The sequence below is a fragment of the Flavobacterium johnsoniae genome, assembly GCF_030388325.1.
GTDB lineage: Bacteria > Bacteroidota > Bacteroidia > Flavobacteriales > Flavobacteriaceae > Flavobacterium > Flavobacterium johnsoniae_C.
Genome location: NZ_CP103794.1, coordinates 1266042 through 1284107, shown reverse-complemented (window position 1 = coordinate 1284107; position 18066 = coordinate 1266042). Strand labels below are relative to the sequence as shown.

Sequence of the window (18066 nt, the reverse complement as noted above, 5' to 3'; positions counted from 1 at the left end):
AAATGTCAATAGAAACTATATCATTATCGGGTAGAAAAAAAGTGGTGTCAAATAAGGACATGACTTTTATTGAGCGATTGTATCTTGTGGCGATTGTGAAAGGTTTATTTATTACCGTAAAACACCTTTTCAGAAAAAAAGTTACCATTCATTATCCTGAGCAGGTTCGTGAAATGAGTCCAGTTTATCGTGGTCAGCATATGTTGAAACGTGATGAACAAGGTCGTGAAAACTGTACTGCTTGCGGATTATGTGCTTTATCATGCCCAGCAGAAGCAATCACTATGAAAGCTGCTGAACGCAAGCCTGATGAAAAACACTTATATAGAGAAGAGAAATATGCTGAAATCTACGAAATCAATATGCTTCGTTGTATTTTCTGCGGTTTATGTGAAGAAGCTTGTCCAAAAGACGCTATTTACTTAACTACTTCTAAAGTATTAGTTCCTGCTAGTTACGAAAGGGAAGATTTCATTTTCGGGAAAGACAAATTAGTAATGCCTTTAGAAATGGCCATGAAAAATGCTCAACTTAAAAACGCTAACTAAATGATACATATTCCTGATTTTGCACACGCAACAACTGTACAAGTTATCTTTTGCTTTTTAGCGTTTATTACTGTTATTACAGCTTTCTTAACTATTTTCAGCAGAAACCCAATTCACTCAGCGATTTACTTAGTAATTTGTTTCTTCTCGATTGCTGGTCATTATTTACTATTAAATTCTCAGTTTTTAGCAGTCGTACATATAATAGTCTACTCTGGAGCTATTATGATTCTGTTCCTGTTTACGATCATGTTGATGAACTTAAACGAACAGCGAGAAGTTCATCGCCCTAGAATTACACGTTTAGGAGCTATTGTATCTTTCTGCTTGATCTTGATTGTTTTAATCACAATCTTCATTAACTCGAAACCAATTGTTGGTGAATACGATTCTACAGGAGAAGATTTCCAATCTATTAAAGTTTTAGGTAAAATTTTATTAGATGAATATATGGTTCCGTTCGAATTTGCTTCTGTTTTACTTTTAGTTGCTATGATTGGAACAGTTCTATTGTCTAAAAAAGAAAAATTAAATAAATAATGGGTAATATATTAAATCAAATAGGTATTGAAAACTACATATTTTTAAGTGTTGTACTTTTCTGTATTGGTATTTTTGGTGTATTGTACAGACGAAATGCTATTATCGTTTTCATGTCTATCGAAATTATGTTGAATGCGGTGAACCTTTTATTTGTTGCTTTTTCAACTTATCATCAAGATGCACAAGGACAAGTTTTTGTGTTTTTCTCGATGGCGGTTGCTGCAGCCGAAGTTGCGGTAGGATTGGCCATTTTAGTTTCTATCTTTAGAAATATCGGATCAATTAGTATCGATAATTTAAAAAATTTAAAAGGATAATCAGAAATGGATACCAATTTAGCTTTAATTTTAGTTTTAACTCCTTTACTAGGTTTTCTAGTAAATGTCTTTTTTGGAAAAAGCTTAGGCAAAACAGTTTCTGGTGCAATCGGAACTATTGCCGTAGCAATTTCTTTTGTAGTTTCTCTTTTACTTTTTAATCAAATAACTTCAACCGGAAAAGGAATTGAGGTTACCTTATTTGATTGGATTCAAATTAGCAACTTAAAAATCAACCTTGGATTTTTATTAGATCAATTATCAGTTCTTTGGTTACTTTTTGTAACAGGAATTGGATACTTGATTCACTTATACTCTATTAGTTACATGCATGATGACGAAAACATGCACAAATTCTTCTCTTACTTGAATTTGTTCGTTTTCTTTATGATTACGCTTGTAATTGGAAGCAACTTATTAGTTCTTTTCATCGGATGGGAAGGTGTTGGACTTTGTTCTTACCTATTGATCGGATTCTGGCATAAAAACCAAGACTATAATGATGCTGCAAAAAAAGCTTTCATCATGAACAGAATTGGAGATTTAGGTTTATTAATCGGAATGTTCATCATCGGTTCGATGTTTTCTACATTAGATTATGCAACTTTAAAAACTGCAATTGCTGGAGCTACTAACTTAAATTTACCATTACTTTCTTTAGCAGCTTTATGTTTATTCATTGGAGCTTGTGGTAAATCTGCTCAAATTCCGTTATACACTTGGTTACCTGATGCGATGGCTGGACCAACTCCAGTTTCTGCTTTGATCCACGCGGCTACGATGGTAACTGCTGGTATCTTTATGGTAACTAGATTAAACTTTGTTTTTGATCTTGCAACTGATGTTCAATCTGTAATTGCAATTATTGGAGCAATCACTTCATTAGTTGCGGCTACAATTGGTTTAGTTCAAAACGATATCAAAAAAGTATTGGCTTACTCTACAGTTTCTCAATTAGGTTTAATGTTTTTAGCATTAGGATTTGGAGCTTATGAAGTAGCGGTTTTTCACGTAATCACTCACGCTTTCTTTAAAGCTTGTTTATTCTTAGGATCTGGATCTGTAATTCATGGATTACATGGAGAACAAGATATGCGTAACATGGGAGGTTTGCGTAAAGCAATGCCAATCACATTCTGGACAATGCTAATTTCTTCATTAGCAATTTCTGGAGTTCCATTCTTCTCTGGATTCTTCTCAAAAGACGAAATTTTATTGACAGCATTCCACCACAGTATTCCATTATACGTTGTTGGATCAGTTGCTTCAATCATGACAGCTTTTTATATGTTCCGTTTAATGTTCTTAACTTTCTTCAAAGAATTTAGAGGAACTGAAGAGCAAAAACATCATTTACACGAAAGTGGTTCGTTAATTACTATTCCACTTATCATCTTAGCTATTTTGGCAACTTTTGGCGGATTGATTAGTTTACCTGGAAACAGCTGGTTAAATGAATACCTTGCTCCTCTTTTCACAAAAGTAGCAGGAGAAGAACACCATTTAGGTACAACAGAATATACTTTAATGGGTGTTGCAGTTTTAGGCGGATTACTTGGAATTTTAATTGCTTACGTAAAATACTTCAAACAAGATAATGTTCCAGAAACTGATGAAAACATTACTGGTTTAAGCAAAGTGTTATACAACAAATATTATGTAGACGAAATTTACGATGCTGTATTTGTAGCGCCTGTTAATAGTCTATCTAAATTTTTTAGAGATTATATCGAAACAGGATTATCTGCTCTTGTATTTGGATTAGGTAAAATAGCAAACGAAATTGCTTTTCAAGGAAAAAAATTACAAACCGGAAGTATAGGATTATATCTATTTGTTTTTGTTTTAGGACTTTGTGCAATTGTTTCCTATATATTTTTAGCTCAATAATATTATTACTATGAACGTTTCTACTATATTAATTATACTTTTAATTGGTGCATTTGCCACTTATTTTTCTGGTGACAAACTAGCTTCGAAAGTTGCTTTGCTTTTTAGCTTAGCTGCTTTAGGATGTTCAATTGTATTATTGAATAATTATAATGCTGGCGAAAATATCAGCGTAATCAACAGCTGGATTACACAGCCAAAAATTTCTTTTGCTTTAAATGCAGACGGACTTGGGCTTGCAATGGTTTTATTAACTGCAGCTTTAACTCCGATTATCATATTTTCTTCTTTTGGAAATGAATACAAAAATGCCAAAGCTTTTTACGGATTAATCTTGTTTATGGCTTTTGCTATGACAGGAACTTTCTTAGCTGCTGATGGTTTATTATATTACATTTTCTGGGAGTTAGCCCTTATTCCGATTTACTTTATCGCTTTAATCTGGGGTAACGGCGATGCTGAAGAACGCAGAAAAGCAGTAGTTAAATTCTTTATTTATACACTTGCTGGTTCGTTATTCATGTTAACTGCCTTTATTTATTTATATACAAAAGCAGGTTCTTTCTTAATTGAAGATTTATACAAATTAAATTTATCGGCTTGCGAACAATTATGGATTTTCTTAGCATTCTTTTTAGCTTATGCTATTAAAATTCCAATTATTCCTTTCCATACATGGCAGGCAAATGTGTACCAAAAAGCACCAACTGTTGGAACAATGCTTTTATCTGGTATCATGCTAAAAATGGGATTATACAGTGTACTTCGTTGGCAGTTGCCAATTGCACCTTTAGCTGCAAAAGAATATATGAATATTTTTATCGCTTTAGGAATTGCTGGAGTTATCTACGGATCAATCGTTGCATTGAGACAAAAAGATCTTAAAAAATTATTAGCTTATTCTTCTCTTGCGCACGTTGGATTAATCGCTGCAGGTTCTTATACATTAACTCTTGATGGTTTAAGAGGAGCTGTTATGCAAATGATTGCTCACGGATTTGTTGTCGTGGGATTATTCTTTGCAGCTGAAGTAATTTTCAGAAGATTTGAAACTAGAGAAATTTCAGAAATGGGCGGTATTCGTACACAATCTCCAAAATTTACTTCAATGTTTTTAATCTTAGTATTAGCTTCTGTTGCTTTACCAAGTACATTTAACTTTGTTGGAGAATTTACAGTATTGTATAGTTTATCTCAAATTAATATCTGGTTTGCTATTCTTGGTGGAACTACTATTATTTTAGGAGCTTACTATATGTTAAGAATGTTCCAACATGTAATGTTAGGAGAAACCAATTCTAAAGCTTTTGCAGATGTTTCTTTAAACGAAGGAATTTCATTTGCTGTAATTATTGCTGTTTTATTGTTTTTCGGATTTTATCCAAAACCAATTACAGATTTGATTACACCAAGCTTGGAAAACATTTTACAAGTTATCAATAAGAACTAATATTTTAAACAAAAAATAAATTAGGATTACATTTAAAAATTGAAATCCTAAATCAAAAAGACAAAAATGAATACATTAATAGCTATAACAGGATTGGGTATTTTCTGCCTATTGTTTGAAATTCTTAATTTAAGAAAGGCCATCATTCCTATTACCATTTTGGGTTTACTAGGGGTATTGGCACTTAATTTCTGTGAGTTTGGAGCTGAACAAAGTTATTACAATAACATGATAGCAGTATCAAAGTTTTCTACAGCTTTTTCGTCATTGTTTATCGTTTTGACAATTTTCCTTGTAGCATTAAGCCATAATTTTTATCAAAATCACCCAACAAAAATTTCAGATTTCGTTGCCATAAAAGTATTTTTATTGGCTGGAGCTGTAGCTATGGTTTCTTTCGGAAACTTAGCAATGTTCTTTTTAGGAATTGAAATCTTATCTATTGCATTATATGTTTTAGCTGCAAGTGATCGTTTGAACATAAAAAGTAACGAAGCAGGTATGAAATATTTCTTGATGGGATCTTTTGCATCAGGAATTATCTTATTCGGAATCTGCTTGATTTATGGTGCAATGGGAACTTTTGATATCAGCGAAATTCACGAAAGTGCTTTATCAGCAGAATTACCAATCTGGTTTCCTATTGGATTAATTTTAATGATTATTGGAATGTTATTTAAAGTTGCTGCAGTTCCTTTTCATTTCTGGGCTCCAGATGTTTACGAAGGCTCTCCAGCTCTAACAACTGCTTTGATGAGTACATTAGCAAAAGTAGTGGCAATTGCAACTTTATTTAAGCTGATTGCTGGTATGAATGTTATTTCTTCTTTAGAAAATCAAGACCTTTTACATACGTTTGAAGTCATTGTGGTTATTATTTCTATTGCATCAATGTGCGTTGGTAATATCATGGCATTAAGACAAGTAAATGTAAAACGTATGCTTGCTTTCTCTGGAATTTCTCACGCAGGTTTCATGTTAATGACTTTGTTAACTGTTTCTGCATCGGCAGGAGTTTTATTGTACTACACAACAGCTTATGCATTGTCTGGAATTGCTGCTTTCAGCGTTATTTTATATGTATGCAGAGATCAAGATAACGAAGACATTACCAACTTCCACGGATTAGGAAAAACAAATCCGTTATTGGCTGCAATTCTTACAGCCTCTTTATTATCAATGGCTGGAATTCCGATTTTCTCTGGATTTTTTGCTAAATTATTCTTATTCAATCAAACGATTCAAGCAGGATATATTGGTTTAGTGATTGTTGCTGTAATCAATTCTATCATAAGTGTTGGTTATTATTTCAAACTAATCATCGCGATGTATTCTAAAGAACCAAATCAAGAAAGAACGGGAAGACCATTCCTTATTTATGCTGCTGCGGTTGTATCAATTGTTTTAAATATAGCTTTAGGTTTATTTCCTTCATTAGTTTTAGATTTATTGCAATAAGGAAAAAGTAAATCATCATAAAATATAAAAATCCATCAAATTAATTTTGGTGGATTTTTTTTATGATAAATAAAGAAGAGAAATTCATGTTAAAAAATTCTTTCTCAGAATTGCACTTCAAAAAATCTCCATATATTTGGGTTCAATTAAATGTATTACATTATGAACTTTAATTCAAAAAACCCATTCTTAAACAGTAAGCGTTTTTCATCAAATGCTGAACCTAGAACTGAAGTACACCAAGCCCAGATTATTGATTACAATCAAGAAATGACGGTATCTGGAACAATTAACAAAACAGCTATTTTATTTCTAATTTTATGCGGTGCCGCTATGGTAACATGGTGGATGGCATTCAATGAAATAAACCCAATTCTACCAACTATTGGAGGTGCAATAGTTGCTTTCATTCTTGTTATTGTTTCCGCTTTTAAACCCCAGGCTTCACCTTATTTAGCACCAGGATATGCTTTATTTGAAGGTTTATTTATTGGAGGAATTTCTGCCATTTTTGAATTAAAATTTCCAGGCATTGTAATTAATGCTGTTGGTGCAACTCTTGTTACTTTCTTGGTTTGTCTTGGTTTATACAAATTCAAAATCGTTAAAGTTACAGAGCAATTTAAATCGGTAGTTGTTGCTGCTACATTGGCAATTGCAACGTATTATTTGATTTCGTGGATTGTATCAATGTTTACAAGCTTTACCCCTGTTCATCATGGAAACTCATTGATGAGCATAGGTATCAGTATTTTTGTAATTATTATTGCTGCACTTAACCTTTTCTTAGATTTTGATTTAATTGAAAAAGGTGCAAGAGAAAGAATGCCAAAATTTATGGAATGGTATGGCGCAATGGGATTAATGGTAACATTAGTTTGGCTATACATCGAATTTTTAAGATTACTATCTAAATTTGCTAGCAGAGATTAAAAAAATCAACATAATATATTTAAGCCTTTTTGAATAAAATCAAAAAGGCTTTTTTTATTAATGCAACTTACTTCTTCATTAAGTAAAACGGCAAAAACTTTTAAGAATAATCTGTTCTTTAAAAACAATAATAAATACATTTCTTACAAAAAAATAAAATGTAACTTATGTAATTAAAATAATTTACATTTTCATTATACTTTTTAAATTTCATTACGAAATTATTAAAAGCTAGAACACAAAAGCTTTTAACACTTCTCTATGATTATGCAATAAATTACAATTCATGCAATTTATTACATTTTAATCAATTAATAAACCATTAAAATAAATTATAATTTAAATTTTTACACAAAAATTACATTATTAAAAATTAATATATAATTTTGTGTAATCGATTACAATTAAACCACTTGTAGTTGAAAGTAAAACCACTTACTTACTATTAACTATCTTAAACAAACACTTATGAAAAAAAACCTACTTTTCGTAGCGGTCTTTCTCATGACCGTACAGCTATGGGCGCAAACTATTCAAATTAATGAAGCCTCGGGCTGGTTAGAAACTGCATTTGTAAAATGGCAACCTGTCAGTGGAGCTCAAACTTACAACGTCTATTATACCGGCAACGCATTTACAGATAAGAAAATAGACGATCAGCTTATCAGAAATTACGGTTCGTATTTCCGAGCGGACATTCCTGGGCTTAAAGCGGGATCTTACACAGTGAAAGTAAAACCAGTTGTAAATGGCATAGAAGGAACTGGTGCTACGACAGGAACTCTAACGGTATCTGCTCACGATAGAAATGGCTTTGCATTTGAAGGCGGCCGTATTCCTGGAGGTTATAAAGCTGATGGAACCCCAAAGGATAATGCCGTAATACTTTACATTACGCAAAATACAAAAAACACGATTTCTATGAATATAACTGGGGCAAGTTCAAATCCTTGTATTGGTTTGCAAAATATTCTTTATGCAATCAAAAAAGGAAAAGATACGCGACCGTTTATTATTCGCTTAATTGGAAATATAACCGATATGACAGTTATGGAAGGTGGCGATGTTGTTATTGAAAACTCTAACAATGCATCAAGTTATGTAACTTTTGAAGGCATTGGAAATGATGCTGTTGCAAATGGCTGGGGCGTTCGCTTAAAATCGGCTTCAAACATTGAAGTAAACAATATCGGATTCATGAATTGTGACAGTACCGCAGGTGACAACGTTGGAATGCAACAAGATAACGACCATATTTGGGTTCACAATTGTGATCTATTCTACGGAAATGCAGGAAGTGATGCTGACCAGATAAAAGGCGATGGTGCTTTAGACAATAAGACATCGACGTATATTACACTTTCTTATAATCACTTTTGGGACAATGGAAAAGCAAGTTTATTGGGTTTAAGCGAAGGAACAACATCTGGATTGTATATCACTTACCATCACAACTGGTTTGATCATTCTGATTCTCGTCATCCGCGTGTACGTTATTATTCGGCACATATTTACAATAATTATTATGACGGTGTTTCTAAATACGGAGCAGGTTCTACAATGGGTTCTTCTCTTTTTGTAGAAGGAAATTATTTTAGAAATAGTAAACATCCAATGTTGACTTCTCTTCAAGGTTCTGATATTTGGGACGAAACCAATCAAGTAAATAATGCAGGAACAATGGGAACTTTTTCTGGTGAAGCTGGAGGAAGCATTAAAGCATTTAATAATACGTTTGACGCCTCGAACGCAACAAATAATATGCGTTTTGTAGCTTACAATGATCCAAACCCATTATACAATATATCTGGAAAAATTAGTTCTACAACAGATTTCGATGCTTATCTTGCGACTACAAGAGGAGAAGTTGTAAGTACTTCAGTAAAATCTAAATCGGGTGCCAATACTTATAACAACTTCGATACTGATGCTGCTTTATATGTAAAAAATTTGACAATCGATCAGCCTGCTACAGCTAAAACCAAAACAATGCAATATGCTGGACGTGTTTCTGGAGGAGATTTACAATGGACTTTTAACAACGCAACTGACGACACTTCTTCACTAGTTATTACAGCATTAAAATCGGCACTTACCAATTATACGGGAACTTTAGTTGCTGTACAAGGTGAAGGAAATCCGCCAGCGGGAACTCAAACTCTTACGTTAACTTCTTCTTCAAACAATAATCAAACGGTTGTTAGCGGTACTGCAATTACTTCAATTGTGTTTACTTGGGGAGGAGACGCAACGGACGCAACAGTAACAGGATTACCAGCTTCTGGATTGACTTTTGTAAAAAATTCGACAGCTAAAACCATAACAATTTCGGGTACACCAACGGCAACCGTTTCGTACTCGATTGCAACTTCTGGAACTAGTGGTTCCCCTGCCACTGGTTCAGGAACTGTAACAGTCACGGCTGCAGGAAACCAAACTTTAACTTCTACAGGAAATAATAATCAAACTGTATCTTCTGGAACCGCAATTGCTTCTATTGTATTTACTTGGGGCGGAAATGCGACTGACGCAACCGTTACTGGATTACCAGCTTCTGGATTAACTTTTGCGAAAAATTCAACATCAAAAACTATTACAATTTCTGGTACGCCAACGGCAAATGTTTCTTATTCTATAACGACTTCAGGAAGTGCAGGTTCACCAGCAACAGCATCAGGAACTATAACAGTAACAACTGGTTCAGGCTCAGGAAATGAAATTCACAATTTTACTGCTTCAGGCAAAACGAGTACCTTCTACTCTATCACAGGAAATATGAATTCTACACCTGGTTCTGTAACTTATAACGGATTAACATTAACGGAACGTTTGAAAATTGAATCAAGTACAACTATAAATTATACGACTACAAATTCCTCAACATTAACTTTAGTTTTTGACTCCAATTTTACAGGAACAATTAAAGTAGACAATGTTTCGTATACAGCATCTTCTGGAATTGTAACTGCGTCAATCGCTGCTGGTTCTCATAGTATAACTAAAGGTTCTGTTGCAAATTTATTTTATATCAGTACAGTTTATGGAGGAGGAACTTTAAAAGTTGCACCAGTTTCAGAGTCAATCACGGCTGAAAATGCAAAAATTATATTGTATCCAAATCCTGTCTCAAATACTTTATATTTATCAGATACAAATCAGAAAGTTGAAAAAATACTGATTTATAATATTTCTGGAAATTTAGTAGTTACTTCTGAAAAATCTGAAAATATCGACACTAGCAGTTTGATTCCGGGAACTTATTTAGCCAAAATTTATACTGTTGACGGATCATTCAACCAAACACTTATTAAAAAATAAAAACTAACTTAATTTAAAAAGGCTTCCTAATTAGGAAGCCTTTTTCTTTTGTATAATTTCTAATTTACAGATCAAATTTAATTCCCTGTGCTAAAGGAAGATTTGTTGTATAATTGATTGTATTCGTCTGGCGTCTCATATAAATTTTCCAAGCATCAGAACCCGATTCGCGACCGCCGCCAGTTTCTTTTTCTCCGCCAAAAGCGCCGCCGATTTCAGCACCAGAAGTCCCGATATTTACGTTTGCAATTCCACAGTCAGAACCTGTTACAGACAAAAATCGTTCTGCTTCTCGTAGATTATTCGTCATAATTGCAGAAGATAAACCTTGCGCAACCCCATTTTGAATTTCAATTGCATTATCAACTTCTCCAGAATATTTGAGCAAATATAAAACTGGAGCAAAGGTTTCATGTTGAACAATTTCAAACGAATTTTCGGCTTCTGCAATTGCTGGTTTTACGTAACAACCGCTTTCATAACCTTCTCCTGAAAGTACTCCTCCTTCAACCAAAATTTTTCCACCGTTGGCAACAACCTTATTCAAAGCCGCTGCATACATTTCAACAGCATGAGTATCAATTAGCGGACCTACGTGATTATTTTCGTCAAGCGGATTTCCGATTCGTAATTGTTTATATGCAGCTACTAAAGCATCTTTCACTTTATCATAAATGCTTTCGTGAATAATTAATCTTCGTGTCGAAGTACATCTTTGACCTGCCGTCCCTACAGCTCCAAAAACAGCTCCAATAACCGTCATTTTTATATCAGCATCTGGAGTTACAATAATAGCATTGTTTCCGCCAAGTTCTAAAAGTGATTTACCAAGTCTTCCTGCAACTGCTTGTGCGACGATTTTTCCCATACGAGTTGAACCTGTTGCCGAAATAAGCGGAATACGAGTATCGGTAGTCATTAATTCACCTATTTTATAATCTCCATTTATTAAACATGAAATTCCTTCTGGAAGATTATTTTCTTTAATAACCTGAGCAATTATGTTTTGACAAGCAATTCCGCAAAGAGGTGTTTTTTCAGAAGGTTTCCAAACACAAACATCACCAGAAATCCAAGCTAACGCCGTATTCCAAGACCAAACCGCAACTGGAAAATTAAATGCCGAAATAATTCCGACAATTCCTAACGGATGGTATTGTTCATACATACGGTGTCCAGGTCTTTCAGAATGCATCGTTAAACCGTGTAATTGGCGTGATAAACCAACCGCAAAATCACAGATATCAATCATTTCCTGAACTTCTCCGTATCCTTCCTGTAATGATTTACCCATTTCATAAGAAACCAATTTTCCGAGTGCTTCTTTGTTTTGTCTCAATTTTTCTCCAAACTGACGCACAATTTCACCACGCTGTGGAGCAGGAATTAATCTAAAAGTCTTGAAAGCTTCTGCTGCGGTTTGAATTGCTTTTTCGTAATCAGCCTTTGTTGACATTTTTACCGAAGCAATTAATTTGCCATCAACTGGCGAATAACTTTCTAAAATTTCACCAGAAGAAAAATTATTTATTCCTGTTGACGTTCCTTCATTTATCGTCTTGATGCCCAATTTTTCAAGAGCTTCCGTCATTCCAAATTGCGATGCTATTGTTGTCATTGTAACTTTTTTAGTTAAAATTGTTATATTTTTATTGTAAAGATATTGTTTCGAATTGAATTTTAATTAATTATCGCCATTAAAAACTCTTCTTTTTCTAAAAAGAATTATCAGAATGATTACTAACATAATAAAGCTCAACGCTGATAAAATATAAATAGCAAGATCTTTTCTTTTTAATTTTTCTTCAAATGAATTTTTGATTAAATCAATTTGATATTCAATGCTATTATGAAGTTTAATTATTTTTATCTCATTTCTATTTTTTTGAGATTTTTTATATAAATCATCTAATGCTTCTAACTCCTTTTTTCCAACATTTTGCAAAAAATCGGTTCTTGAACATATGGAACAACCTAAAGCATTATAATCTCTTTTCGCATAAATCAAATACTCTTTTCCTTGTTCGAAATAATAATCACAAGACCCCATACTAACGCCTAAAATTGTCCGAAAGTAGTTTTCTTTAAAAATCTCATCTTTATATGTTTTGGATATTCTAATTGTATAAGAATACATCTTCTGTCCATACTCAGAATATAACAAACTGTCAACCTTAATTACTTTCCCAATAAAAACTTGATTAGCCTCTTCCCAATTTTTCGCTATTGAGGGTTTTTCCGAGCAATCGCAACAATATGCTTTTGAACTTATTAAAATCAGAAACAGTATAAAAAGTATTTTTCTAATCATGATTTATATTTGTAATTAAATGTAAATTTAGGATTAATTCACATGATTTTTCCAAAACTAATTGCTTTGTTTCTCTTTTATTCATGAAATTTGCAGCAATAAATTTTCCATGTTATGACTATCTTCAGCAGACTTCTACTTTGCTTTCTTTTAATTTCTACAAATGCCTTTTCTCAAAAAGAAAAAGCATCTTTTCAAGTAGTTCCTTTGGGAGTGAAAGGCGGAATTGACGAAAAGAATCTTTCTGCCTATTTATTGGCACCTTCAAACACAAATGATTTTATCTCTTTGGATGCTGGAACAATAAATGCTGGAATTGAAAAAGCAATTGAAAAGAAAACGTTTAAAGTTTCGACTAGTGAAGTATTAAAAAAATACATAAAAGGATATTTAATTTCTCATGCGCATTTAGACCATGTTTCGGGTTTGATTATTAATTCTCCTGCTGATTCTTCGAAGACTGTTTACGCAACAAATAAATGTATGAAAATGATGGAAAATCATTATTTCAACGATCAAACTTGGGCGAATTTTGGAGATGCAGGTCCAGGTTTTCCTTTAAAAAAATATCATTTTCAAACTTTAAATCTACTGGAAGAAACTCCAATTTCAAATACAAAAATGACGGTTAAAGCTTTTCCGCTGAGTCATGTTAATCCGTTTGAGAGCACTGCTTTTTTAGTTAAAAGTGAAAGTAATTATGCTTTGTATTTAGGCGATACAGGACCAGACGAAATAGAAAAAAGCAATAATCTTCGAGATTTGTGGACAGCAATTGCGCCGTTAGTTAAAGCAAAACAATTAAAAGGAATTTTTATTGAAGTTTCATTCCCAAATGAACAGCCAGATAAATTTCTGTTTGGACATTTGACACCAAATTATTTGATGAAAGAACTTCATGTTTTAGAAGATTTGGCCGGGAAAGGTTCTTTGGGAAATTTCAAAATCATTATTACACATTTGAAACCTCCTGCAAAAAATATTGCTAAAATTAAAGAGCAATTAAAGAATCAAAACGATTTAGGATTGAAAATTATTTATCCTGAACAGGGTAAAAAGTTTAGTTTGTAAAACAAATGATTTGTAAGTTTATTTTTATAATTTAGCCAAATAAATTTTATATAATGGAAATTGTTTGGTCCACTAGAGCTACTTACACATTTCATGCAACAAGAAATTATCTAATACAATTTCGAAGTACTGAGATTGCACAAAAGTTTGTTAATGAGACTTTACATATTATAAATCTAATTAAAATAAATCCTCATTTAGGAAAATTTAGAAGAGACTTCGAGTGTAATGAAATAATAGTCACAAAAAATATTTCTCTTTATTATAAAGTAAATCAGGATTTTATTCACCTCATTGAATTTTATGATAATCGTCAAAAACCCTTAAAATTCTTGTATTTTTAGATAATACTTTTTCTCTTTAAGTCAAGTAACATTTCTTCATGAGTCATGAAATTACCTTCGTCATATTCACGCTGAGCATTTTCAATTTCAGCCTTTAGGTGTAATCTAAAATTCTCCTCAGGCGAAATTATCTTTGCTATTGATAATAGTTCATCAGGAGTAAAAGTCTGACTTTTTAATTTTCGATAAAATGTTGGACTGGGAATTCCAATCTTTTCGATAATATAATTTTTTTTAAAAGGAGATTTGCTTATAAAATCTTCAATATTATCGACAATATTTTTATATGCAATTATTTCCTGTATCATATTTGTTGTTTTTTTTATAAAATATATGATACAAATATATATCAAAAATGAAACAAAACATCTTTTTTAACTTATCAAAATATAAAAACCCGACAGATTTTTAAAAACTTGTCGGGTTATTATTTATGATTAAATTAAAACTATTTCTTAGCCACAAACCTAGGATCACTTTCCATAACAGTTCCGCATTTATCACAAGTTCTCAATTCTTCTGAATTGTAAAAATGCTCGAAATGAGGAAGAAAATCTTCCTCTATATTATGAAGTTCAAAATACACTTCGTAAAGTTTGTGATTGCAATTATCGCAATGCCAAAGTAAACCGTCTGTAAAACCTTGTCCAGCACGTTTTCTTTCAATTACTAATCCAATTGAACCTTCAGAACGAACTGGAGAATGCGGTACTTTTGCTGGATGCAAATACATATCGCCTGCATTTAATTCCATTTCTTTTCGCTCCCCGTCTTCCTGAATCACCACTTTTATACTTCCTTCTAACTGATAAAAAAGCTCTTCTGTTTCGTTATAATGATAATCTTTTCGTGCGTTTGGACCAGCCACAATCATTACAATATAATCTCCAGAATCAACATATAAGTTTTTATTTCCAACTGGTGGTTTCAATAAATGACGGTTTTCGTCGATCCATTTTGTTAGGTTGAAAGGTTTTGCTATAGCCATTTTTCTAATTCTAAATTTTGAAAAGCTAAGTTAGTGAAAAGTTTTTAGTCACAGTCTCAGTTTACAGTCTCAGTTAGTAACTGAAAACTGAGACTGCGACTTGAAACTAACTAAAGTTCTTTTATCAAATAAATATAAACTGGAAAATGATCACTAAAACCAGCTTCCGCAAGTGTATTTCGTAGCGGATAACCTTTATATTTTCCAGAATTTTGAATGAGATAAGGTTTGTTGAAAATACCTGCTTTCCAAAATTGATACGTTGAAAAATCAGATTTAATAAAAGATTCGGTCATTATAATTTGATCAAAAATACTCCACGAATCACGATAAGCAAGTGTTCCCAATCCTTTATTTTCTAATTCTTCAAACGGATTGAAAGTGCCAAATTCTTTTACCTCCGATTTTTTTCCTTTTGCTTCTAATCCTAATTTTATGCTGTTATTTAAAGGCCCGTCATTAAAATCTCCCATTGTTAAAACTTTAGCTTGCGGATTAATTTGTTGCAAAGAATCAATAATTTTTCTGTTTAATTTTCCGGCAGCTTCGCGAAACAAACTTGTTGCTTTTTCGCCACCAGATCTCGACGGCCAGTGATTGACAATTATATGAATTTCTTCATCTTCTAAAAATCCCGAAACCAAAAGCTGATCTCTCGTAAAAACACGATTCTTGATTTCTTTTTTAACTTCGATTTCTTCATTTTCTACATCTAAAATTTCTTCTTTCTTTAGAATATTATTTTTGTAAATAATGAGCGGAATATTAGAAAATGAAGTTGGTCTAAAATATTTTTTTTGATACAGCAATGCAACATCAATTCCGCGCTTATCTGGAGAATCAAAATGAATGATTCCAAAATCTAATTCTTTTAGTTTTGGCTCTTTTATTAAATCTTCTAAAACGCCACGATTTTCTATTTCAGCTCCACCAATTAAAACTGGAGAATTTGAATTTTCAGGTGTTCCAATTTCAGAAATAACTCTTGCCAGATTTTTTAATTTCTGCTGATATTTTTCCGTCGTCCAATTTTGTGCTCCATTTGGAGTCCATTCATCATCATTTGTAAATTCATCATTTATAGTATCGTACAAATTTTCAAAATTGTAAAAAGCAATGGTATGTATTTTATATTTTTTGGATTGAGAATAACCCTGAAATATTCCAATAATAATTATGTAAAAACAAATTCTATTAAACTTCATAAATTTACATTTTAAAAAGTTTCAATATTAATCATTTTATTTATATGTAGGAAAAATCTAATATTTTTAAGTTCTAAATTTTCTATATTTGTTTTTCATTCAAAATGAAAAAGCAAAAAAACTATCACAATGAAAAACAGTTTCTTCTTTAAAAAACACTTTATTTTTTATAAAGTCGCATTTCTTATTTTTGCTTTACAATCATTCACTTGTCAATCTCAACAGAACATGATAACACCACCTTATTTACAAAAAGGAGATACCGTTGCGCTTTTAGCAACCGCTCGAAAAAATATCGACGATAATTTAAAACCAACAATAGATTTATTGCACAGTTGGGGATTAGAAGCCGTAGTCGGATCAACAATCGGATTAGATTATCATCAATTGGCAGGAACCGATGAGCAAAGAGCAGCCGATTTTCAAAAACAAATGGACAACCCTAATATTAAAGCCATTTGGTGTGTTCGCGGCGGTTACGGAACTGTAAGAATGTTAGATTTATTAGATTTTACCAAATTCAAACAACACCCAAAATGGGTTATCGGATTTAGCGATGTAACGGTTTTGCATAATCATTTAAATACGATGGGTTACAAATCGCTTCACGGAATCATGCCCGTAACCGTTCCGAGAGCAACGCCAGATGCTGTTAGTTCCTTAAAAGCAAGTTTATTTGGAGAGCCAGTTTCGTATTCTATCAGTCCAACTCCAATGAATCGTTTTGGAACTGCAACTGGAGAATTAGTTGGAGGGAATTTATCGATTTTATACAGTTTATTAGGATCGCCTTCTGCAATTGACTGCAAAGACAAAATATTATTTATTGAAGATTTAGATGAATATCTGTATCATATTGATCGTATGATGATGAATTTGAAACGAAATGGATGCATCGAAAACCTAAAAGGAATTATTATAGGCGGCATGACAAGCATGAAAGATAATGAAGTTCCGTGGGGCAAAAATGCTTTGGAGATTATCGATGACGTTACTAAAAAATACAATATTCCTGTAATTTTTAATTTCCCAGCTGGTCATATTAGAGATAACAGAGCTTTAATTATGGGAAATACCGTTACGATGGAAGTTACTGCTACTGGAAGTACACTTACTTTTAAAAGATAAAACTACAATCCTTTTTTAAGGAAACTTAAAATACCACATATTAAAATCTCGCAAAGACGCGAAGTCGCAAAGTATACTTAAAACTTTGCAACTTCGCGTCTTTGCGTGCAAAAAACATAAACCACACAAATTGAAACCTGAAACTTGAAACAAAAAACACCATGGCAGAACATAACGATTTAGGAAAACTTGGAGAAGATCTTGCCGTTTCGCATCTTGAAGAAAATGGATATAAAATTCGAGAACGAAATTATGTATTTCAGAAAGCTGAAATAGATATAATTGCACAAAAAGGTCCAATTTTAGCAATTGTAGAAGTGAAGACACGTTCGAGTTTAGATTTTGGTTCTCCGCAAGATTTTGTGAAACCAAAAAAGATTCAATTACTTATAAAAGCAGTAAATGCCTACATAAACGATAGGGAAAAGGATTTTCAAGAAGATTTAGAAATCCGTTTTGACATCATTGGCATCCATAAAAACGGCGAATCATTTGCAATTGAACATCTTACCGACGCTTTTTATCACTTTTAACATAATTTTTTATTGTTATAATTGTAACA

16 protein-coding genes are annotated in these 18066 nt (G+C 32.6%); 11 read left to right on the top strand and 5 right to left on the bottom strand.

What is annotated here, in order from left to right; genetic code table 11:
* The first annotated feature begins 2 nt into the window (after positions 1–2).
* From NYQ10_RS05710 to NYQ10_RS05675, 8 genes are all read left to right on the top strand, one after another.
* Positions 3–548 carry a NuoI/complex I 23 kDa subunit family protein gene (locus NYQ10_RS05710; RefSeq protein WP_276175600.1) on the top strand — a complete coding sequence of 182 codons (546 nt, stop codon included), beginning with the start codon at positions 3–5 and terminating at the stop codon, positions 546–548.
* Positions 549–1088, top strand: coding sequence for an NADH-quinone oxidoreductase subunit J family protein (locus NYQ10_RS05705; RefSeq protein WP_091490517.1), 540 nt, complete (start codon positions 549–551; stop codon positions 1086–1088).
* Positions 1088–1408, top strand: a complete 321-nt coding sequence (nuoK, locus tag NYQ10_RS05700) for an NADH-quinone oxidoreductase subunit NuoK (protein WP_008466103.1) — start codon at positions 1088–1090, stop codon at positions 1406–1408. Before NYQ10_RS05705 ends, nuoK begins: the two co-directional genes overlap by 1 nt.
* Positions 1409–1414: 6 nt before the next feature.
* Positions 1415–3298: an NADH-quinone oxidoreductase subunit L gene (gene nuoL / locus NYQ10_RS05695; RefSeq protein ID WP_289879276.1), complete on the top strand. Its 1884-nt coding sequence runs from the start codon at positions 1415–1417 to the stop codon at positions 3296–3298.
* 10 nt (positions 3299–3308) lie between these two features.
* Positions 3309–4748: a complex I subunit 4 family protein gene (locus NYQ10_RS05690; protein ID WP_289879275.1), complete on the top strand. Its 1440-nt coding sequence runs from the start codon at positions 3309–3311 to the stop codon at positions 4746–4748.
* Between the two features lie 66 nt (positions 4749–4814).
* Positions 4815–6206 carry an NADH-quinone oxidoreductase subunit N gene (locus NYQ10_RS05685; protein WP_289879274.1) on the top strand — a complete coding sequence of 464 codons (1392 nt, stop codon included), beginning with the start codon at positions 4815–4817 and terminating at the stop codon, positions 6204–6206.
* Between the two features lie 162 nt (positions 6207–6368).
* The gene (locus NYQ10_RS05680; protein WP_289879273.1) at positions 6369–7139 is read left to right on the top strand and encodes a Bax inhibitor-1/YccA family protein; all 771 of its coding nucleotides are present in this window, start codon (positions 6369–6371) and stop codon (positions 7137–7139) included.
* 468 nt (positions 7140–7607) lie between these two features.
* A complete protein-coding gene (locus NYQ10_RS05675) occupies positions 7608–10457 on the top strand; it encodes a T9SS type A sorting domain-containing protein (RefSeq protein ID WP_289879272.1) in 2850 nt (949 codons plus the stop codon).
* 64 nt (positions 10458–10521) lie between these two features.
* Here NYQ10_RS05675 and amaB read toward each other — a convergent pair whose 3' ends face one another.
* The gene (gene amaB, locus NYQ10_RS05670) at positions 10522–12075 is read right to left on the bottom strand and encodes an L-piperidine-6-carboxylate dehydrogenase (RefSeq protein ID WP_289879271.1); all 1554 of its coding nucleotides are present in this window, start codon (positions 12073–12075) and stop codon (positions 10522–10524) included.
* 66 nt (positions 12076–12141) lie between these two features.
* Positions 12142–12768 carry a hypothetical protein gene (locus NYQ10_RS05665; protein ID WP_289879270.1) on the bottom strand — a complete coding sequence of 209 codons (627 nt, stop codon included), beginning with the start codon at positions 12766–12768 and terminating at the stop codon, positions 12142–12144.
* A gap of 114 nt (positions 12769–12882) precedes the next feature.
* On the opposite strand from NYQ10_RS05665, the gene NYQ10_RS05660 reads away from it, so the two are divergent.
* Positions 12883–13839 carry an MBL fold metallo-hydrolase gene (locus NYQ10_RS05660; RefSeq protein ID WP_289879269.1) on the top strand — a complete coding sequence of 319 codons (957 nt, stop codon included), beginning with the start codon at positions 12883–12885 and terminating at the stop codon, positions 13837–13839.
* A gap of 340 nt (positions 13840–14179) precedes the next feature.
* Here the strand turns inward: NYQ10_RS05660 and NYQ10_RS05655 are convergent, their stop codons facing one another.
* The 3 genes from NYQ10_RS05655 to NYQ10_RS05645 all read right to left on the bottom strand — a co-directional run bounded on the left by NYQ10_RS05655 (position 14180) and on the right by NYQ10_RS05645 (position 16376).
* Positions 14180–14491, bottom strand: a complete 312-nt coding sequence (locus tag NYQ10_RS05655; RefSeq protein WP_289879268.1) for a hypothetical protein — start codon at positions 14489–14491, stop codon at positions 14180–14182.
* A gap of 140 nt (positions 14492–14631) precedes the next feature.
* The gene (locus NYQ10_RS05650) at positions 14632–15171 is read right to left on the bottom strand and encodes a 3-hydroxyanthranilate 3,4-dioxygenase (protein ID WP_289879267.1); all 540 of its coding nucleotides are present in this window, start codon (positions 15169–15171) and stop codon (positions 14632–14634) included.
* Between the two features lie 110 nt (positions 15172–15281).
* Positions 15282–16376 carry an endonuclease/exonuclease/phosphatase family protein gene (locus tag NYQ10_RS05645; protein ID WP_289879266.1) on the bottom strand — a complete coding sequence of 365 codons (1095 nt, stop codon included), beginning with the start codon at positions 16374–16376 and terminating at the stop codon, positions 15282–15284.
* A 228-nt stretch (positions 16377–16604) separates the two neighbouring features.
* On the opposite strand from NYQ10_RS05645, the gene NYQ10_RS05640 reads away from it, so the two are divergent.
* Together NYQ10_RS05640 and NYQ10_RS05635 are read left to right on the top strand one after the other, a co-directional pair.
* Positions 16605–17504 carry a S66 peptidase family protein gene (locus NYQ10_RS05640; RefSeq protein ID WP_289879265.1) on the top strand — a complete coding sequence of 300 codons (900 nt, stop codon included), beginning with the start codon at positions 16605–16607 and terminating at the stop codon, positions 17502–17504.
* A gap of 161 nt (positions 17505–17665) precedes the next feature.
* Entirely contained in the window at positions 17666–18037 is a 372-nt protein-coding gene (locus tag NYQ10_RS05635) for a YraN family protein (protein ID WP_289879264.1), read from the top strand.
* Positions 18038–18066: the final 29 nt, after the last annotated feature.